This window comes from Spirochaetota bacterium (genome assembly GCA_017999915.1).
Taxonomy (GTDB): Bacteria; Spirochaetota; UBA4802; order UBA4802; family UBA5550; genus RBG-16-49-21.
Genome location: JAGNKX010000028.1, coordinates 1 through 14,755, shown reverse-complemented (window position 1 = coordinate 14,755; position 14,755 = coordinate 1). Strand labels below are relative to the sequence as shown.

Annotated in this window: 13 protein-coding genes; 6 read left to right on the top strand and 7 right to left on the bottom strand. The window is 50.5% G+C overall.

Annotated features, from left to right (window positions below):
- Positions 1-99: 99 nt before the first annotated feature.
- From KA369_24185 to KA369_24165, 5 genes are all read right to left on the bottom strand, one after another.
- Positions 100-1,041, bottom strand: coding sequence for a 4Fe-4S binding protein (locus KA369_24185; protein ID MBP7739090.1), 942 nt, complete (start codon positions 1,039-1,041; stop codon positions 100-102).
- Positions 1,042-1,071: 30 nt separating this feature from the next.
- Positions 1,072-1,767 (bottom strand): SRPBCC family protein, encoded by a 696-nt coding sequence (locus KA369_24180; protein MBP7739089.1) that lies wholly within the window; start codon positions 1,765-1,767, stop codon positions 1,072-1,074.
- Positions 1,768-1,806: 39 nt separating this feature from the next.
- Positions 1,807-2,991, bottom strand: coding sequence for an NAD(P)-binding protein (locus tag KA369_24175; GenBank protein MBP7739088.1), 1,185 nt, complete (start codon positions 2,989-2,991; stop codon positions 1,807-1,809).
- 22 nt (positions 2,992-3,013) lie between these two features.
- On the bottom strand, positions 3,014-3,364 hold the full coding sequence (locus KA369_24170) for a winged helix-turn-helix transcriptional regulator (GenBank protein MBP7739087.1): 351 nt from the start codon (positions 3,362-3,364) through the stop codon (positions 3,014-3,016).
- Between the two features lie 184 nt (positions 3,365-3,548).
- Positions 3,549-4,127 carry a TetR/AcrR family transcriptional regulator gene (locus KA369_24165; GenBank protein ID MBP7739086.1) on the bottom strand — a complete coding sequence of 193 codons (579 nt, stop codon included), beginning with the start codon at positions 4,125-4,127 and terminating at the stop codon, positions 3,549-3,551.
- 480 nt (positions 4,128-4,607) lie between these two features.
- Between KA369_24165 and KA369_24160 the strand changes: the two genes are divergently transcribed.
- The 4 genes from KA369_24160 to KA369_24145 all read left to right on the top strand — a co-directional run bounded on the left by KA369_24160 (position 4,608) and on the right by KA369_24145 (position 10,053).
- Positions 4,608-4,982 carry a hypothetical protein gene (locus tag KA369_24160; GenBank protein MBP7739085.1) on the top strand — a complete coding sequence of 125 codons (375 nt, stop codon included), beginning with the start codon at positions 4,608-4,610 and terminating at the stop codon, positions 4,980-4,982.
- Between the two features lie 92 nt (positions 4,983-5,074).
- Positions 5,075-5,314 carry a hypothetical protein gene (locus KA369_24155; protein MBP7739084.1) on the top strand — a complete coding sequence of 80 codons (240 nt, stop codon included), beginning with the start codon at positions 5,075-5,077 and terminating at the stop codon, positions 5,312-5,314.
- Positions 5,315-5,515: 201 nt separating this feature from the next.
- The gene (locus tag KA369_24150) at positions 5,516-6,802 is read left to right on the top strand and encodes a Glu/Leu/Phe/Val dehydrogenase (protein ID MBP7739083.1); all 1,287 of its coding nucleotides are present in this window, start codon (positions 5,516-5,518) and stop codon (positions 6,800-6,802) included.
- A gap of 56 nt (positions 6,803-6,858) precedes the next feature.
- The gene (locus KA369_24145; GenBank protein MBP7739082.1) at positions 6,859-10,053 is read left to right on the top strand and encodes a nucleotidyltransferase domain-containing protein; all 3,195 of its coding nucleotides are present in this window, start codon (positions 6,859-6,861) and stop codon (positions 10,051-10,053) included.
- 294 nt (positions 10,054-10,347) lie between these two features.
- Here the strand turns inward: KA369_24145 and KA369_24140 are convergent, their stop codons facing one another.
- Positions 10,348-10,989 (bottom strand): thioredoxin family protein, encoded by a 642-nt coding sequence (locus KA369_24140; GenBank protein ID MBP7739081.1) that lies wholly within the window; start codon positions 10,987-10,989, stop codon positions 10,348-10,350.
- 11 nt (positions 10,990-11,000) lie between these two features.
- Positions 11,001-11,981 (bottom strand): FAD-dependent oxidoreductase, encoded by a 981-nt coding sequence (locus KA369_24135; GenBank protein ID MBP7739080.1) that lies wholly within the window; start codon positions 11,979-11,981, stop codon positions 11,001-11,003.
- 392 nt (positions 11,982-12,373) lie between these two features.
- On the opposite strand from KA369_24135, the gene KA369_24130 reads away from it, so the two are divergent.
- A complete protein-coding gene (locus KA369_24130) occupies positions 12,374-14,047 on the top strand; it encodes a Cache 3/Cache 2 fusion domain-containing protein (protein ID MBP7739079.1) in 1,674 nt (557 codons plus the stop codon).
- A gap of 17 nt (positions 14,048-14,064) precedes the next feature.
- A partial coding sequence (locus tag KA369_24125) for a sigma-54-dependent Fis family transcriptional regulator (protein MBP7739078.1) occupies positions 14,065-14,755 on the top strand: 691 nt, incomplete at its 3' end.

Here is a 14,755-nt window from a genome sequence, read left to right as displayed (position 1 = left end):
CGGCAGGAAATATTTCACATCCCGCCGTGATAATGACCGCTGAACGCGCATACCGGCAATCACGTACGCAACATACCTGACGGCACGCCATCCGGTTTTTCACTTGAATTTCAGGTCAAGTCCGCCTTCTTTCAGGAAGTATTCTTTCATGCTCCCGAGCATCGGTTTTGTCTGACGAATTTTAATCGCATCAAACGAACACCTGGATTTGCATATTCCGCAGCCGACGCAGTAATCCTGAACAACCTCGGCTTTGCCATCCACCATGGATATGGCATCCTGGGGGCAGAGCCCCGGGGGGCAGCACTCGCCGCACCCGGTGCACGCATCCTTGTCAACAATCGCGGTCCAGCCTGTGGGACGGAATCTCTCCTTGATTTCCCTGGATGCATTCCTGGAAAGGTTGAAGCCCACGCAGCAGCACGGACAGCAGAAGCAAATCTCCACGAAGTGCTCCATTTCATCATTGGCAAAACCCCAGATGAGCTGCTCAACCTCAACCCACAGGGACTGGCATATAAGCCCGAGTTTCGCCGCCTGGTCCACTCTTTTCAGGGCATCTTCTTTTGAGATCTCATATGCAATATCGTGCGAGACAACACGTTTTCCGCTTTTGCTTAAAAAGAGGCAGCACACGTCTTTCGGATAATCCTTGCAGTTCTGGGCATCGCGGCAGAGACATGTTTTCATGGATGCAATATAGCCCGCCTGTTTTATGGCGTCCTTCACAAGGTCCATGGGGATGACAGAGGATTTTGCCTTATCCGAAACATCGACATTCAGATTATAGACCGTTGCCGAAGTATGCCTGTTCTCGTTGCCGAACATCATCAGGGTCTTGTATATCTTTCCCAGCACCGGATATTTCATCATCCTGCTGCCTTTGAGTATCCCCCTGAACACACCAAGATAGAATTTCCAACTGTAAGAATGTGCGCTGGTGTGATTAATAAGCCAGTTCTTGATGCCAAGTCCGTTTTTTTTCGGTACCCAGAGATTTGTTTTATACGCCGGGGTTTTTTCAACAGTTGATGGTTTCATGCCATGCCACCTCTTTTCCAATGTGATTTTTCATTCCACCTTCTTTCCCTCAGCAAGCGCCTTCAGCACCTCCATCTGATTGGTACACATCACAATAGAGGGAACGCCGAGGAAAAGTTTCACCAATTGCCTGACGCAAAAGTTGTCCGGCTTGAAGTGCGCCGCGCACCTCTCGATCAACCGGGTCTTGCCTCCAGGCGCTTCTTGCAGTATGAAGTTCCAGGTCCACGCGAATTCCCCGCCCGGTATGGGGTTCAGGGCAAATGCGATATCATGACTGGGCTGCTTGCGCGAATCGGACAGCATGGTGAAATATTCACCCCTGGCAACTTCCTTAACTTCGGAGCCGATCCCGTTCTGATGATAGAACATCCACTGGCCCGGCCTTATGTCCTGCCATTCGTTCCTGATCACGTAGGTGTTGCGTATATCAAATCCGAAAAGGCGTTCAAGCCATTCAAAGCTGTAAAAACCGGCGCGCTTCTGTCCCATCTGCGCAAGGTAGGGCCACACCTTTTCCGGCGGCGCGTCGATTATGATTACCAGGGTCTGCTTCAGCTGTTTGTCCCTTTCAAGCAGCAGGCTGTCGCCGGGCAGCGGCGCCTGTTCGAGCTCCTCCGGCGCGAAATACCTTGAACCGTAATTGACAAGCAGCGCCAGGGTAATGAGCCCTGTAGCGGCCAGGGCAGCCAGTACAACGAGCGTTATTTTTAACTTGCGATTCATTGCGCGACCTCCTTCGAGCGGTAATAGTCCGGGTATTTCCTACCTGTCTTCCGCGGTCCCGGGATTTCCCACGGAGCGGACGGATGAGAGTATCCTGTTGGCGGCGAAAATCCCCGATATGGCGCTCGGCTCCATACCGACGCAATTGTGTTCCCCTGCGATATAGAGGTTCTTGCCGAACGCAGGGAATTGTTCGTCCACGATTTCTTTCCCTTCGGTATAGAGGGCCTTCTCCCAGGTGACGGAACCGATGATCTCGTACGACTTGAAACACGCATCGAGATACCGACTATCTTTTGTAGAAGCAAAGACCAGATAGGAACGGTCGTCCTGCATGGTGATGGCGATGATCTTCGATTTTTCGGCAAAGAGGTTCATGGTATAGCGGGCGTATTTTTCTTTAAGAGCTCCCCTGACATGATACACCTGCAGGAGGTACGACTTTCTAACGAACGGCAGGTGCAAAAGCTTCTTCGTGACCGATCCCTCTGTGGCGACCACGGCGTAATCGCAGCTGAATTTCCTGCCTGACTTTGTCGTCAGGGTATAAAGATCTTTTTTTTGCGTGATTCCCGTGACCGAATCGACAACCAGCTCCTTATTGAATTTCCCGGCCATGCCCGCATTGTCGAATACAAACCGATGGATGGGCAGGAGAAGCCCCATGCTCAGGGTAAGATAATCAAGGGCATTGATTTTTTCCGCAGGCACCGCGGTGCACGCGTAGGAAAACTTTGAAAAAAATTCCCTGTTAGCATCGCCGAATCCGTGCCGGGCGATGAAGTCCGACGCGGGCGTATCAAAAATATGGCGCATGTACGGGTCCAGCTCAAGGGCCTCCCTCACCGGCATGCTCTCGCAGCTCTTTTTATATTTTTCGAAATGAATCGCAAATATAATCATCGCGAAAGCAAAGCGCAGCAACTGCGGTATCAGGCGGAGTGTTTTAAGGCTGATCAGCGTGAAACAGTCGTCTTCGCTGTTGTGAAACTGTGCGTTGATTTTACTGAGTCCAGTCGTCTTTTTCAATATTTTTTTAACATGGCGGTAGTTGTCCATGACAAAGTAAGCTCCGTAATTGACCTTCTCCTCGTCGGAATAATAGATCCTCCCCCCGAGACGTTCAGTTACCAGGAGAAAATCCTCACCCGCTTCCTTGAGTTTAAGCGCGCAGGAAATCCCCGCGATGCCGCCGCCGATAATGATGATTTTTTTGTGTTCCATAATTACCACCTTTCAGGAAGATCTACAAGCAGGTTGCCCCCACGGGGCACTCGCTGCATTTAAAATCATAGAGACATTTATTGAACGCCTTGATGAACGTGTCATCAATCAGCTTTTTATATTCATACATTTTGCTTAAATTGAGCGTATAGTAGACATGGGAGCCTTCCTTGCTTTCCTTGATTAAATCCATAATTTTCAGTATTTTCAAATGCTGCGACGCGGAAGGCTGCGAAATCCCCAGCATCCTGGAAACATCGTTTACACAGATGGCGTCCTCCATTTGCGAGGAAAGTATCTTTATAATCTTCAGCCTGTTTTTTTCGCCGAGCGTCTTATAAACCTGTGCAAGTTGTTCCGGTGCAGTCTTCATATATATAAAGATATAATAATACGTTTATATATCAAACGAATATACATCATCGTGGCCGGCTGTCCGATTTTATGCAACAAATCAGGCAGGAACGTTCCATACCTCTATCAATGTTCTAACAAAAAATGGTGAAATTACAATGCAGGAATCAGCTATAAGGGAATGACGATTAAAGTTACGGAATCTACTTTACAGTTCCCTGATATTCCCGTATCGTTGCGATAAGGAATTTCATTATTTTTTCAAAAAGACCGCCCAATTCGTCAATCGACTCATGCATGTGCTCCTGGAACCAGGTGTTCAGCGCCATGAAGGTCCCCCCCGCGATGAAGCATGCCAGATACCTGTTGATAGCATCATCGATCGCGGCCTTGTCCTCAATCTGTCTTTGAATAAGAGAAACATAAAATGAAAAACGTTCAAGGGTCCTGTATGCAAGATTGGCCTTTTGCAGCGCGATAAACACGGGTTCGTTTCGCTGCCAGATATAAAATAATTTTTTCATCATGGCATTGATTTCTCCCCCGTCACCCCCGAGCGTAATTTTCACGGTTTCAAAATACTCGTCGAATATTTCATCCATCTGCCGCAGCAAAATATCATCCATGCTTTGATAATTCCGGTAGAAAGTCTGGCGCGCGATACCTGCTTTTTCGGTCAATTCCTTGATGCTGATATCAGCATACTCCTTCTCCTCAAGCAATTCAAGAAGGGTTTCCACAAGAAAGGCCCGGGACCGTTTGTTACGTTTATCTTCCTTCATGACATTCCACATTTAAATGTATGAAAATAACAAAAAAAACACAAGTGGTTTTCTGCAATAATTGAGAATGTGAATATATGTAGCACTATATCATGGGTCATTCCTGTTACAAATTATAACATTCAGCAAAGAATTGTCCAGCAGCTTAAGTCACGTCTCACCTGCATGCCAGAACGCGGAAAAGGCGGGGATAGGCGGCCTCGCCTCTATTTATTTTTATCCCGGATGCCGGGTTTACGTCCGCTATATTACTAGTAATATAGCGGACGCCAGCGACATCTTTCTTAACTTGTGTCCCCCCTTCCCTGAAAACCTGCTACAGCGATTATTATGTTCCGGTCCTCTTTTACATCGTTACTTCACCCAGCGTTTCACATAAACATGCTCATTGAAGTCCTGATCATGTTCCCGCCATGTCACGTACACCATGGTTCAATCCGAAGCAATGCGTGGATGTGATACAAGGGAATCTGATCCGACATTAAGAGCGGAACCGGCCGCCACCCATGCTGTCCCATTGAAATATTTCAAGTCAATCCGGGAATTCGGGCTCGTAACTATTTCCCGTCATACCACATACGGTGTCGTTCCAACACATGCCATATCCTGGTGATCTGCTGGATTCACGGTATCAACAAACAGCTCCGCCACGCCGACCGGCTCGCGACGATCGGCCAGCTTGCCGCTGGCATTGCACACGAGATAAACGAGCCCCTCTCCGGCATCCTCGGCTTTGCCCGGCTGGCGCAGAAGGACTTGACGATATCGGGCCCGGCACAGCATGATATTGAAAAAATAACGCCACGCTGCATGCGCGGGAGATTGTCCGGAAGCTCCTTTTCTTCTCGCGGCTGATGCCGGCGCATTGATCGGGAATCGACCCCACTATTATTTTCAATAAAAATTTTTTTTCATTGAAATATTTCCGGGTATGCATTTCCATCTCCTTGCTGACACGGATTATTTCGACATGGCCCAGGGATAAATTTTTCTCATTATGCTTTTCGAGGAACATTGTAAAGTCCGCCGGCAACCACCTCGAAGATAGCCTTCCCCGGATATTGCCGTCGCGCCACCCGAAAGAGCCGCCCGACGGCGAAGGCTGCAGCAACCGCGCCCGCGTCATTCTCCGGCGGGGCGAGCGACGCGTCAGGGAGGGCGCCAGGATCCATGAAGGGATGGCATGACCTGAAAGATCTCTGATGGATATATCCGTCAGCGTCCCTCCGGAAAAGGATTGTATTCCAGCACGGTAAGCCATGTGGAGGCACAGAGCTTCAGGTATAAAACCCATGTCGCGGAAATGACTGATCCCGATGTGAATTATACACCCGTATGGTTATTTATAAGATACAATAAATTATTATTATTATTAAGGAGAATTGTATATGGAGTCAAAATCCTACAACCCGTTTCAAGTGGCACAGAACCAGTTTGACAGCGTTGCGGCGATGCTTGAACTGGAGGACGGGGTAAAAGAGCTCTTACGACAGCCCATGAGGGAATACCAGTTCACGATCCCGGTCCACATGGACGATGGCAGCATAAAGATATTCAAGGGATTCAGGATAATGCACAACGACGCCCGCGGCCCGGCAAAGGGCGGAATCCGTTTCCACCCGCTCGAGACGGCCGATACCGTGCGCGCGCTTTCAATGTGGATGACATGGAAATGCTCGGTGGTAGACATACCGCTGGGCGGCGGCAAAGGCGGGGTCGTATGCGACCCGCACCATCTCAGCGCCCGCGAGCAGGAACAGATATGCCGCGGCTGGATACGCCAGATCGCGCGGAATATCGGGCCCGTCCTCGATGTCCCTGCGCCTGATGTCATGACCAATGCCCAGCACATGCTGTGGATGCTTGACGAATTCGAGGTGCTGCACGGCGGGAAATACCCCGGCTTCATAACAGGCAAGCCCCTTGGTATGGGCGGATCGCTGGGCCGCACCGAAGCGACCGGATACGGCGTGATTTTTTCACTCAGGGAAGCGCTGCGCGAGCATGACATTGATCCGGCCAGCACAACGGCAAGCATGCAGGGATTCGGCAACGTAGCGCGGTATGCGGCAGAGCTCTATGGGCGCCTTGGCGGAAAGATCGTCTGTGTATCCTGCTGGGACCAGGCGGACAAGAAGTCTTACACCTACAGAAAAAAGAGCGGGGTCAACGTTAAAGAGCTGTTGGACATTACTGACAAATTCGGCGGAATTGACAAAAACAAGGCGCACGACCTGGGGTACGAACAGCTACAGGGAGACGCATGGATCGAGCAGGAAGTGGATATTCTTCTCCCCTGCGCGCTGGAAAACCAGATCAACAAGGACACCGTGGGAAAAATTCACTCCCGCGTCAAATTCATCGCGGAGGGTGCGAACGGGCCCACAACCCCGGAAGCCGACGAGGTGATCAAGAGCAGGAATATTTTCGTGGTTCCCGACTTCCTGGCCAATGCTGGCGGAGTAACATGCAGTTATTTCGAACAGGTCCAGTGCAACATGAACTATTTCTGGGAAAAACAGGAGGTCCTTGACAAACTTGACGCTAAAATGACATCGGCGTTCCTTGCCGTGAGTGAACTCGCACGCAGCAAAAAACTCTACATGCGGGATGCCGCTTATTTAATAGCCATCGACAGGGTCGCCAAAGCCGTCAAGGCAAGGGGATGGGTGTAGGACATACCGCGGAGGGCCCAGGGGAGATCACGATGCGTCCGATAAGGTTATAATCAATGACTGATTCAAATCAGCAAAACAACCAGATTATCAACACCTTGCGCGAACGCGCCAATGAGCTGAACTGTCTGTATCAGGTCGAGGAGATCCTTTCCCGGTCCGACAGTTCGCTCCCCGATATGTTCACGGCCATTATCGCCGTTATTCCCTCCGGATGGCAGTACCCCAAAATCTGCCAGTCACGGATCCTTTTCAGGGATACCGAGTATAAAAAAAATGATTACAAAACCACCGCATGGTCGGACAAGGCCGAAATCAGGGTGGCGGAGAAATCGGTCGGTTTTGTCGAAGTATCATATACCGAGGAGGTGCCGCCTTCCGAAGACGGCTATTTTCTTGAGAAAGAACGTCAACTGATCGCCACCATAGCCGACCGTATCGGCCAGACGGCCTCCCACCGGGAACTCGAAGAACTCCTCCGTGAATTTACAATCGCCGGCAGGGGCTTTACGGAAAAATCCAGCCCCGAATGGATGGTCATCACGGAACTGCTGCGCAGGACCGACGAAAACCTCTACCACCATATCGCGCGCAAAATGATTTACCACCTGTTCTGGAAAGGCGTCAAGGACCCGAACCTGCACCTTGACAGGTACAGCTTTGATGATACTCTCAATGGCGCAGAGAGCCGGACTGAAACAAACAGCCCCAGCTACAAGCAATCACGGAACCACTTGCTTGAGACAAACAACCATGTTTTTCAGGTCGCTTCAAGGTGCCTGAGTGAGCATGACATAATGTCCTGCATACAGAAATGGATCAATGAAAGCAAGACAGGTTTCCTGGCGAAAACGATCGGTTCGGGGAACGCCAGGCTTAGCGAAATCATCGATGCAATACAGCGTTATAAAACGATGACGGACAAAGACTCGTCACTGGCCCCATCAACCGAACAGTGGCTGCGCGTGTCGCTTATACGCAGGTTTTTCTCCGACAGCACCGATTACATCAATATCGCGAAACAGCACCTCGATATTAATGATTTCTTTGAGCTTACAACAAGAATAATCCACCATGCGGGGAGCAACGGGAAGCTGGGCGGGAAAACCGCGGGCCTTTTTATCGCAAAACACATACTTCTCAAGGCTAAGGAGAACAATGAATTCTTCAGCAACATACGCACCCCCGCAACCTGGTATGTAACCGCCGATTCGCTTGCTGAATTCCTTCGCTACAATGACCTCGAAGAGCTTAAGGAATTGAAGTACAAGGACCCTGAGCAAATACGCATTGAATACCCCACTATCATACAGCTTTTTAAAAACGCGCAGTTCCCTACCGAGATCAGGAAAGGACTCATGGTCGCCCTGGACGAATTTCAGGGAAAACCGATTATTGTCCGCAGCTCAAGCCTCCTGGAGGACAGGATAGGCACCGCATTTTCCGGCAAATACAAGAGCCTCTTTCTGGCAAACCAGGGGGACAGGGAAACGCGGTTCAACGCGCTCCTTGACGCCATTGCCGAGGTGTACGCCTCGCTCTACGCTCCCGACCCGGTGATTTACCGGGCGGAGAGGGGGCTTATAGACCTGAATGAGGAAATGGGCATAATGATACAGGAGGTTGTAGGAACAAGGGTCGGCGACTATTTCATGCCCGCGTTTGCAGGCATAGCCTTCAGCAACAACGAATTCAGATGGTCCCCCAGGCTAAAACGTGAGGACGGCCTGATACGCCTTGTGCCGGGCCTCGGCACGCGCGCCGTCGACCGGGTGAGCAATGATTACCCCGTCATGATTTCGCCCGGTCAGCCGGCTCTGAGAGTGAACATCAATCCCGACGAAATCCGCCATTATTCGCCGTCATACGTCGATGTAATAAACCTGGAAAAGAACTGCTTCGAAACGCTGCCGCTGGCAGAGCTATTAAAGGCAGCCGGAGACGATATACCCGCGGTCCACCAGATTGTATCGGTATACAGGGACGGGGACGGCAGCATACACCAGGCTTCACGGTTTGAGCTGAACTTCAAGAAAGACGACCTCGTCGCGACATTCGAAGGCATCATATCCCGCACGCCGTTCGTGAAACAGGTCCATTCCATCATCAAGGAATTGCAGGCGGGGTTCGGCATGCCGGTGGACATAGAGTTTGCCTGTGACGGGTCCAATTTCTACCTGCTCCAGTGCAGGCCGCAAAATTCCACAAGCGACATTGCGCCGAGCCCCATCCCGCATGATATACCGAAGGATAGAATCATTTTCACTGCCGACCGGTTTATTTCAAACGGAAAAATCAGGGACATCACGCATATTGTATGGATAAACCCGTCCAGGTACGGGACGCTTGCTAGCCGCACGGCCCTTGTGGAAGTGGGGCGCGTAGTGGGCAGGCTCAACATGATATTGCCTAAAAAACAATTTATACTCATGGGACCCGGCCGATGGGGCAGCAGGGGCGATATCAAGCTCGGCGTACAGGTAACCTATGCCGACATTTGCAATACAGCCGCGCTTATCGAGATTTCGACCAACAAGGGAGGCTACTCGCCCGAGCTTTCATTCGGCACCCACTTTTTCCAGGACCTAGTCGAAACCGGGATCCGGTACATACCTCTTTATCCCGAAGAAAAGGATATAACATACAACGAGCTGTTTTTTGCCAGTTCCGAGAACATGCTCCCGGACATACTGCCGGAATACGAACACCTTTCGGACGTAATTCGGGTTATTGACGTCCCCAAACGAACCGGCGGGCAGGTGCTGAAAATTCTTCTCAACGCCGATATAGGTAAGGCCCTGGCCTTTATTAATGAGACAAGCACCCGGGAGGACGCCGGTGTGAGAGAGCCGAAAGATGCCGAGCCGCAGTCCGACGATTTCTGGAGGTGGCGGATGCATATGGCGGAAGAGATTGCCGCGCAGATTCAACCCTCACGTTTTGGCGTGAAGTCAATGTACGTCATAGGATCGACGGTTAACGGGACTGCAGGCCCGGGCAGTGACATTGACCTTCTGATCCATTTCAAGGGCTCCCCGGAGCAGCGAGAAGACCTCCTGCTCTGGCTGGAGGGATGGAGTATGAGCCTTTCAGAGATGAACTTCCTTAAAACCGGGTATAGAACAGGGGGATTGCTCGATGTCCATATCATAACTGACGAGGATATCGAAGCAAAGACATCGTACGCCGTAAAGATAGGCGCCGCAACCGATCCCGCACGCTCACTGCGCATGAAAAGCGGTACCCTCTGATCATCAATAAACTCGTTGCAAAACGAGCAATCGTGTCGCGGTTGCCGCCGACGACGCGAACAACCGGGGCAGCATCACCTTTCCCGGCAACGCAGACGACACCAGCACCGCGACCCTGACGGATATCCCGGTACCCGGGACAAGGGCACTCTTAAGCGGCCCCGCCTTTTCATCTTCATGTCCTGAACCAGCCGGCGCTTTGCCGGAAATCAATTTTGAATTCCAGAGCCTGCCGGTCTTCCGTTTCTCCCGCTCACTTCTGCCCGATACCAAGAAGAATTATGACACGAGACATCAGAGCTTTTCAATCGTATCGAGAAACGCCGTCATGGGATGGGCTCCCACGAGCTCGAGTTTATCGTTGAAAATAATCTTCGGCACGCCGGTTACATGATGCTTTATCGCCAGGGGCATGAAGGCATTCGCATCTATCATGTCGGCCCTGATCCTGTCGCTCTCCATCGCCAGCCTGTGGGCGGTCGCCACGGCCGATGGGCATACCGGACAGGTGAGGTTCACGAAGACCTGGATGTGGACATCCTTCGATACCGCTTTCACCCGCCGGGCGATTTCATCCGGGAGGGGCTCCCTGGCGCCGGACAACTCGATTATCGCGCCGATGAAGGAGTTAATTTCGTATCCGCCGGGAAGGCCGAAAAACCTGATGCCCCGGTCGTTATCCCCTGCGTCAAGCAGGACAATTGCCGGTATCTTGTCAATTCCATAGCGCGCCGCCAGCGCGCCGTCGGCGACCAAATCATGGATTGCGAATGTGAGCCTGCCGCCAAGGGAGCCGATTTCCTCCACGAACTTCCGCGTATCGCTGCAAACCTGGCATTCAATCCCCTGCGTGAAATAGAGAAGACGCACCTCATCCTTCATGGTGTCGAGTATATCCTTTAATTGCTTCCGGACCTTGTCGTTAAAGAGAGCCATGGCGCGCCTCCTTATTCGGTTTTTTTAAGATAGTCGCATGCGGAAAGGGCCGCCTTCGCCCCCTCCCCTCCCGCTATTATGATCTGCTTGTACGGCACCGTGGTGACATCACCCGCGGCAAAGACGCCGGCTCTGCTTGTCCTGCACGCACAGTCCACCACTATCTCGCCGGCATCATTCATTTCAACGATATCCCTGGCAAAACCGCTGTTCGGCTCAAGACCTATTTCTATGAATATCCCCTCAGCGGCTACTTCCATAACCTCACCGGTCGCCGTATTTTCAAGAAGCACCGATGTCACGGCGTTTTCTCCCATTATTTCCCTCACCAGGCTTGTATACATAAAGCGGACGTTGCCGAACGCGGCCAGCTTGTCTGTAAGTATCGTATCCGCGGTCAGCCGGTCAAGGTTCTGGACCAGGATGACTTCCCCCGCGATGGCGGCAAGATCGATCGCGGCCTCCACTCCGGAGTTTCCACCGCCCACGACCACGACCCTCTTCCCCGCGAAGAGCGGTGCATCGCATATCGTGCAGTAGGCGACTCCGCGGCCGGTCAGCTTCCGCTCTCCGGGAACCCCCAGCTTTCTCCATGACTTGCCGGAAGCGATGATCAGAGTCCTCCCCCTGAAGCTTCGCGCGTCATCGAGCGTGATTGTTTTTATCGGCCCATCCTCGATCGATGCCACTCCTGCCCCTTCATCATAGCCGATGGTAAAGTACTGCACCTGCTCCCGGAACTTATCCACAAGATCCACGCCGTTTATGTGGCGATAGCCCATGTAGTTTTCAATGGCGGAGGTCTCCGACACCTGCCCCCCCACCTGCTTGACGATAATGGCGGTATCAGCACCCTTGCGCATGCAATAGACTGCGGCGGTCAAACCCGCAGGGCCGCCGCCGATGATGACAACATCATAGATTCGTTCCGGATCCAGGGACGTGGCGTTTTTTTCATGCAGGAAAGAAACCGCGTTGAGATTAAAATCCATTTCGATCCTCCTTGAAATGAGCATTGCTGCTTCAATTCGATTTCAGAAACCACCTCGGGGTTGCGTCAATGTCATAAAAAATAATTTCACTAACGCATATTGTCAAATATTTTATATACCATATGGCGTATGGACGCCATCATCATCGCCGCCCGGAACCGCCATCCCATGGCTCAGGCCCTGAGCAATAACCCCATCCATGCTGTCGAAGGCCCTGATGACCATGCCGTGATGTTGAGGCGACACCCCCCGGCGGAAACAATATCAGGGAATTCCACCCGTCACCGCCGATTGATGATCCCGGCCGGATAAATTATCACAGTAGTCCTTGACATTCATATTCTAATCGTTTACAACGATACATATACCATGCTGATTTTGTAATAATAATTATGAATCTGCAACGCCTAAAATGGATCATACTGCTTGTTTTTGTCACAATTTCAACCGTGCCACTGCTGTGCCTTGGCATTATTTTCTATATTAAAGGCCAGACATTAATTCGGGAAAATGTCGCGAGTCATTTTACTACTATCATTAACGGCAATTCTCATGTAATAAACCGTTTTATAAACGAACGTGAAGCGGACATGCGACTGATGGGAAAAGTGGTCCTTGAGGACAAGTATAACTATAACAGCGTTTATAACAGACTCCAGCGAATTATGGAGGCTTACGGCGTTTATCGTGCTATAATAATTTACGGCAACCAGGGGGATTTATTATTCAGGATAGAGTCAAAAAAAGATTCTATTGACAATAATATGCCCGATTTGAATAACACAGCCGCCCATAACATCAACGATTGTATTTTGCCCTGTTCCAGCAGATCATATGAAGGCAACTGTATAGCGCTTTCTATGCCAATAACCGACAAATCAAACACACCGCTCTACAGAATGATCGGAATTATTGATTTCAGCACGATAAATGATCATTTAAACAATGTAAGCTTTGGTGAAACCGGATATTTAACTCTTACAGACAAGGAAGGCCGTGTCATAAATCACAAGACCGGGAGATCACGGTTAAGAGCGGTGAGCATATCGGACAAAGTTAAATTGCTTAAACAAGGTGAATTAATATCTGGAGAATATATTGACGAAAAAGGAAACAGGTATTTTCAAGCGACAAAAAGCATTAATCGTTACGGCTGGCTCCTTACCGTTAAGCAGAATACAGATGAAATTCTATCAAGGGTGAATACGCTGCGCCTGTACCTGCTGCTGTTCATCGTGGCAAGCTTTGTAATCACAGGCGGGATCGGCTATGTTGCCGCGAACATGCTGATTAAAATGCTTCAGAAATCGTATGATCATGAAAAAGAGCTGGAGATGATGATTTTACAGAACGAAAAACTATCTTCCATGGGGGTGATAACATCAGGCATCGCCCACGAATTGAACAATCCCCTTGCTAACGCGCTCATCTATACGCAGCTATTGCATGAAAAACTGAGAGAACAATACCCCTCGGACGACCTATCATCAATGAGTATAGCCGTGGAAGAGCTTACACGGTGCGGCTCGATTATAAAAAACCTGATGAGCTTTTCCCGCCGCTCATCACTAGAATTGCAGGAAGTAGACATAAATGACGTGTTGAAGGGCCTGGTTAAAATGACCGAAAAATATTTCAGGGAAAACGGCATTTCGGTATCCGTTAATTTCCAGGAAGTACTGCCCAAAGCGCTGTGCAATGAGAGCATCGTTCACCAGGCGATCATGAACATGTTCACCAATGCCGTTGAAGCGATGAAAGGCGGAGGGACCTTGAAGATCAAGACCTGGTTTACCCCGATCACGAATATGGTAAAAATCGATATCCGGGACAGCGGAGCGGGAATACCACAATCAATAATCGGAAAGATATTTGATCCGTTCTTTTCCACAAAACCCAGCGGTGAAAGAACCGGGCTGGGACTCTATATTAGTTATGAAATGATAAGAAAAGCGGGAGGAAATATCCGCGTTATCAGCAGCGCCGTTGAGGACGGTGAAGTAAGCGGCATACACACGGGAACGACCTTTACCATTGAATTGCCTGTTGTGAAACAGGAAGGATAGCCCCGGGGAGAAGTAATATGAATAAAAGCATACTGATAGTCGAAGATGACGCGAGGCTCAGGGACGCCCTCTGCCAGATTACCGCAAAAGAAGGGTATCGGCCGGCCGCAGTGGAAAGCGGCGAAAAGGCCCTGGAGAAGGCGAGCGAACATGTCTTTGCGCTGGTAATATCGGACTTGAAGTTACCGGGAATTAGCGGCATGCAGGTATTGCAGTCCTTACGCTCTGCGGCACCGGATACGAGCGTCATCATCATTACCGCCTACGCGTCCGTTGATACCGCCGTTGAGGCCATGAAAAACGGCGCAGAGGATTATATCGTAAAACCGTTCAGCCTTGATGAAATACGCATCATTATCAACCGGGTCATGGAAAAAAGAGGGATAGTCATTGACAACGCCCTCCTGCGCGAACAGCTGAAAGAAAAATATTCTTTTGACAATATCATCGGCAACAGCGAGCCGATGATTGAAGTCTATAAAATGATAAATAAAGTGAAGGATACGAAGGCCACCGTGCTTGTTACCGGCGAAACAGGGACCGGGAAGGAGCTGATTGCCCGGGCCCTTCATTATAACGGGACGCGCCGTGAAAGACCGTTCATACCGGTCAACTGCTGCGCCTTGACGGACTCGCTCCTGGAGAGCCAGTTATTCGGCTTCGCGAAGGGGGCCTTTACCGGCGCGCTCAAGGACACGCCGGGGCTTT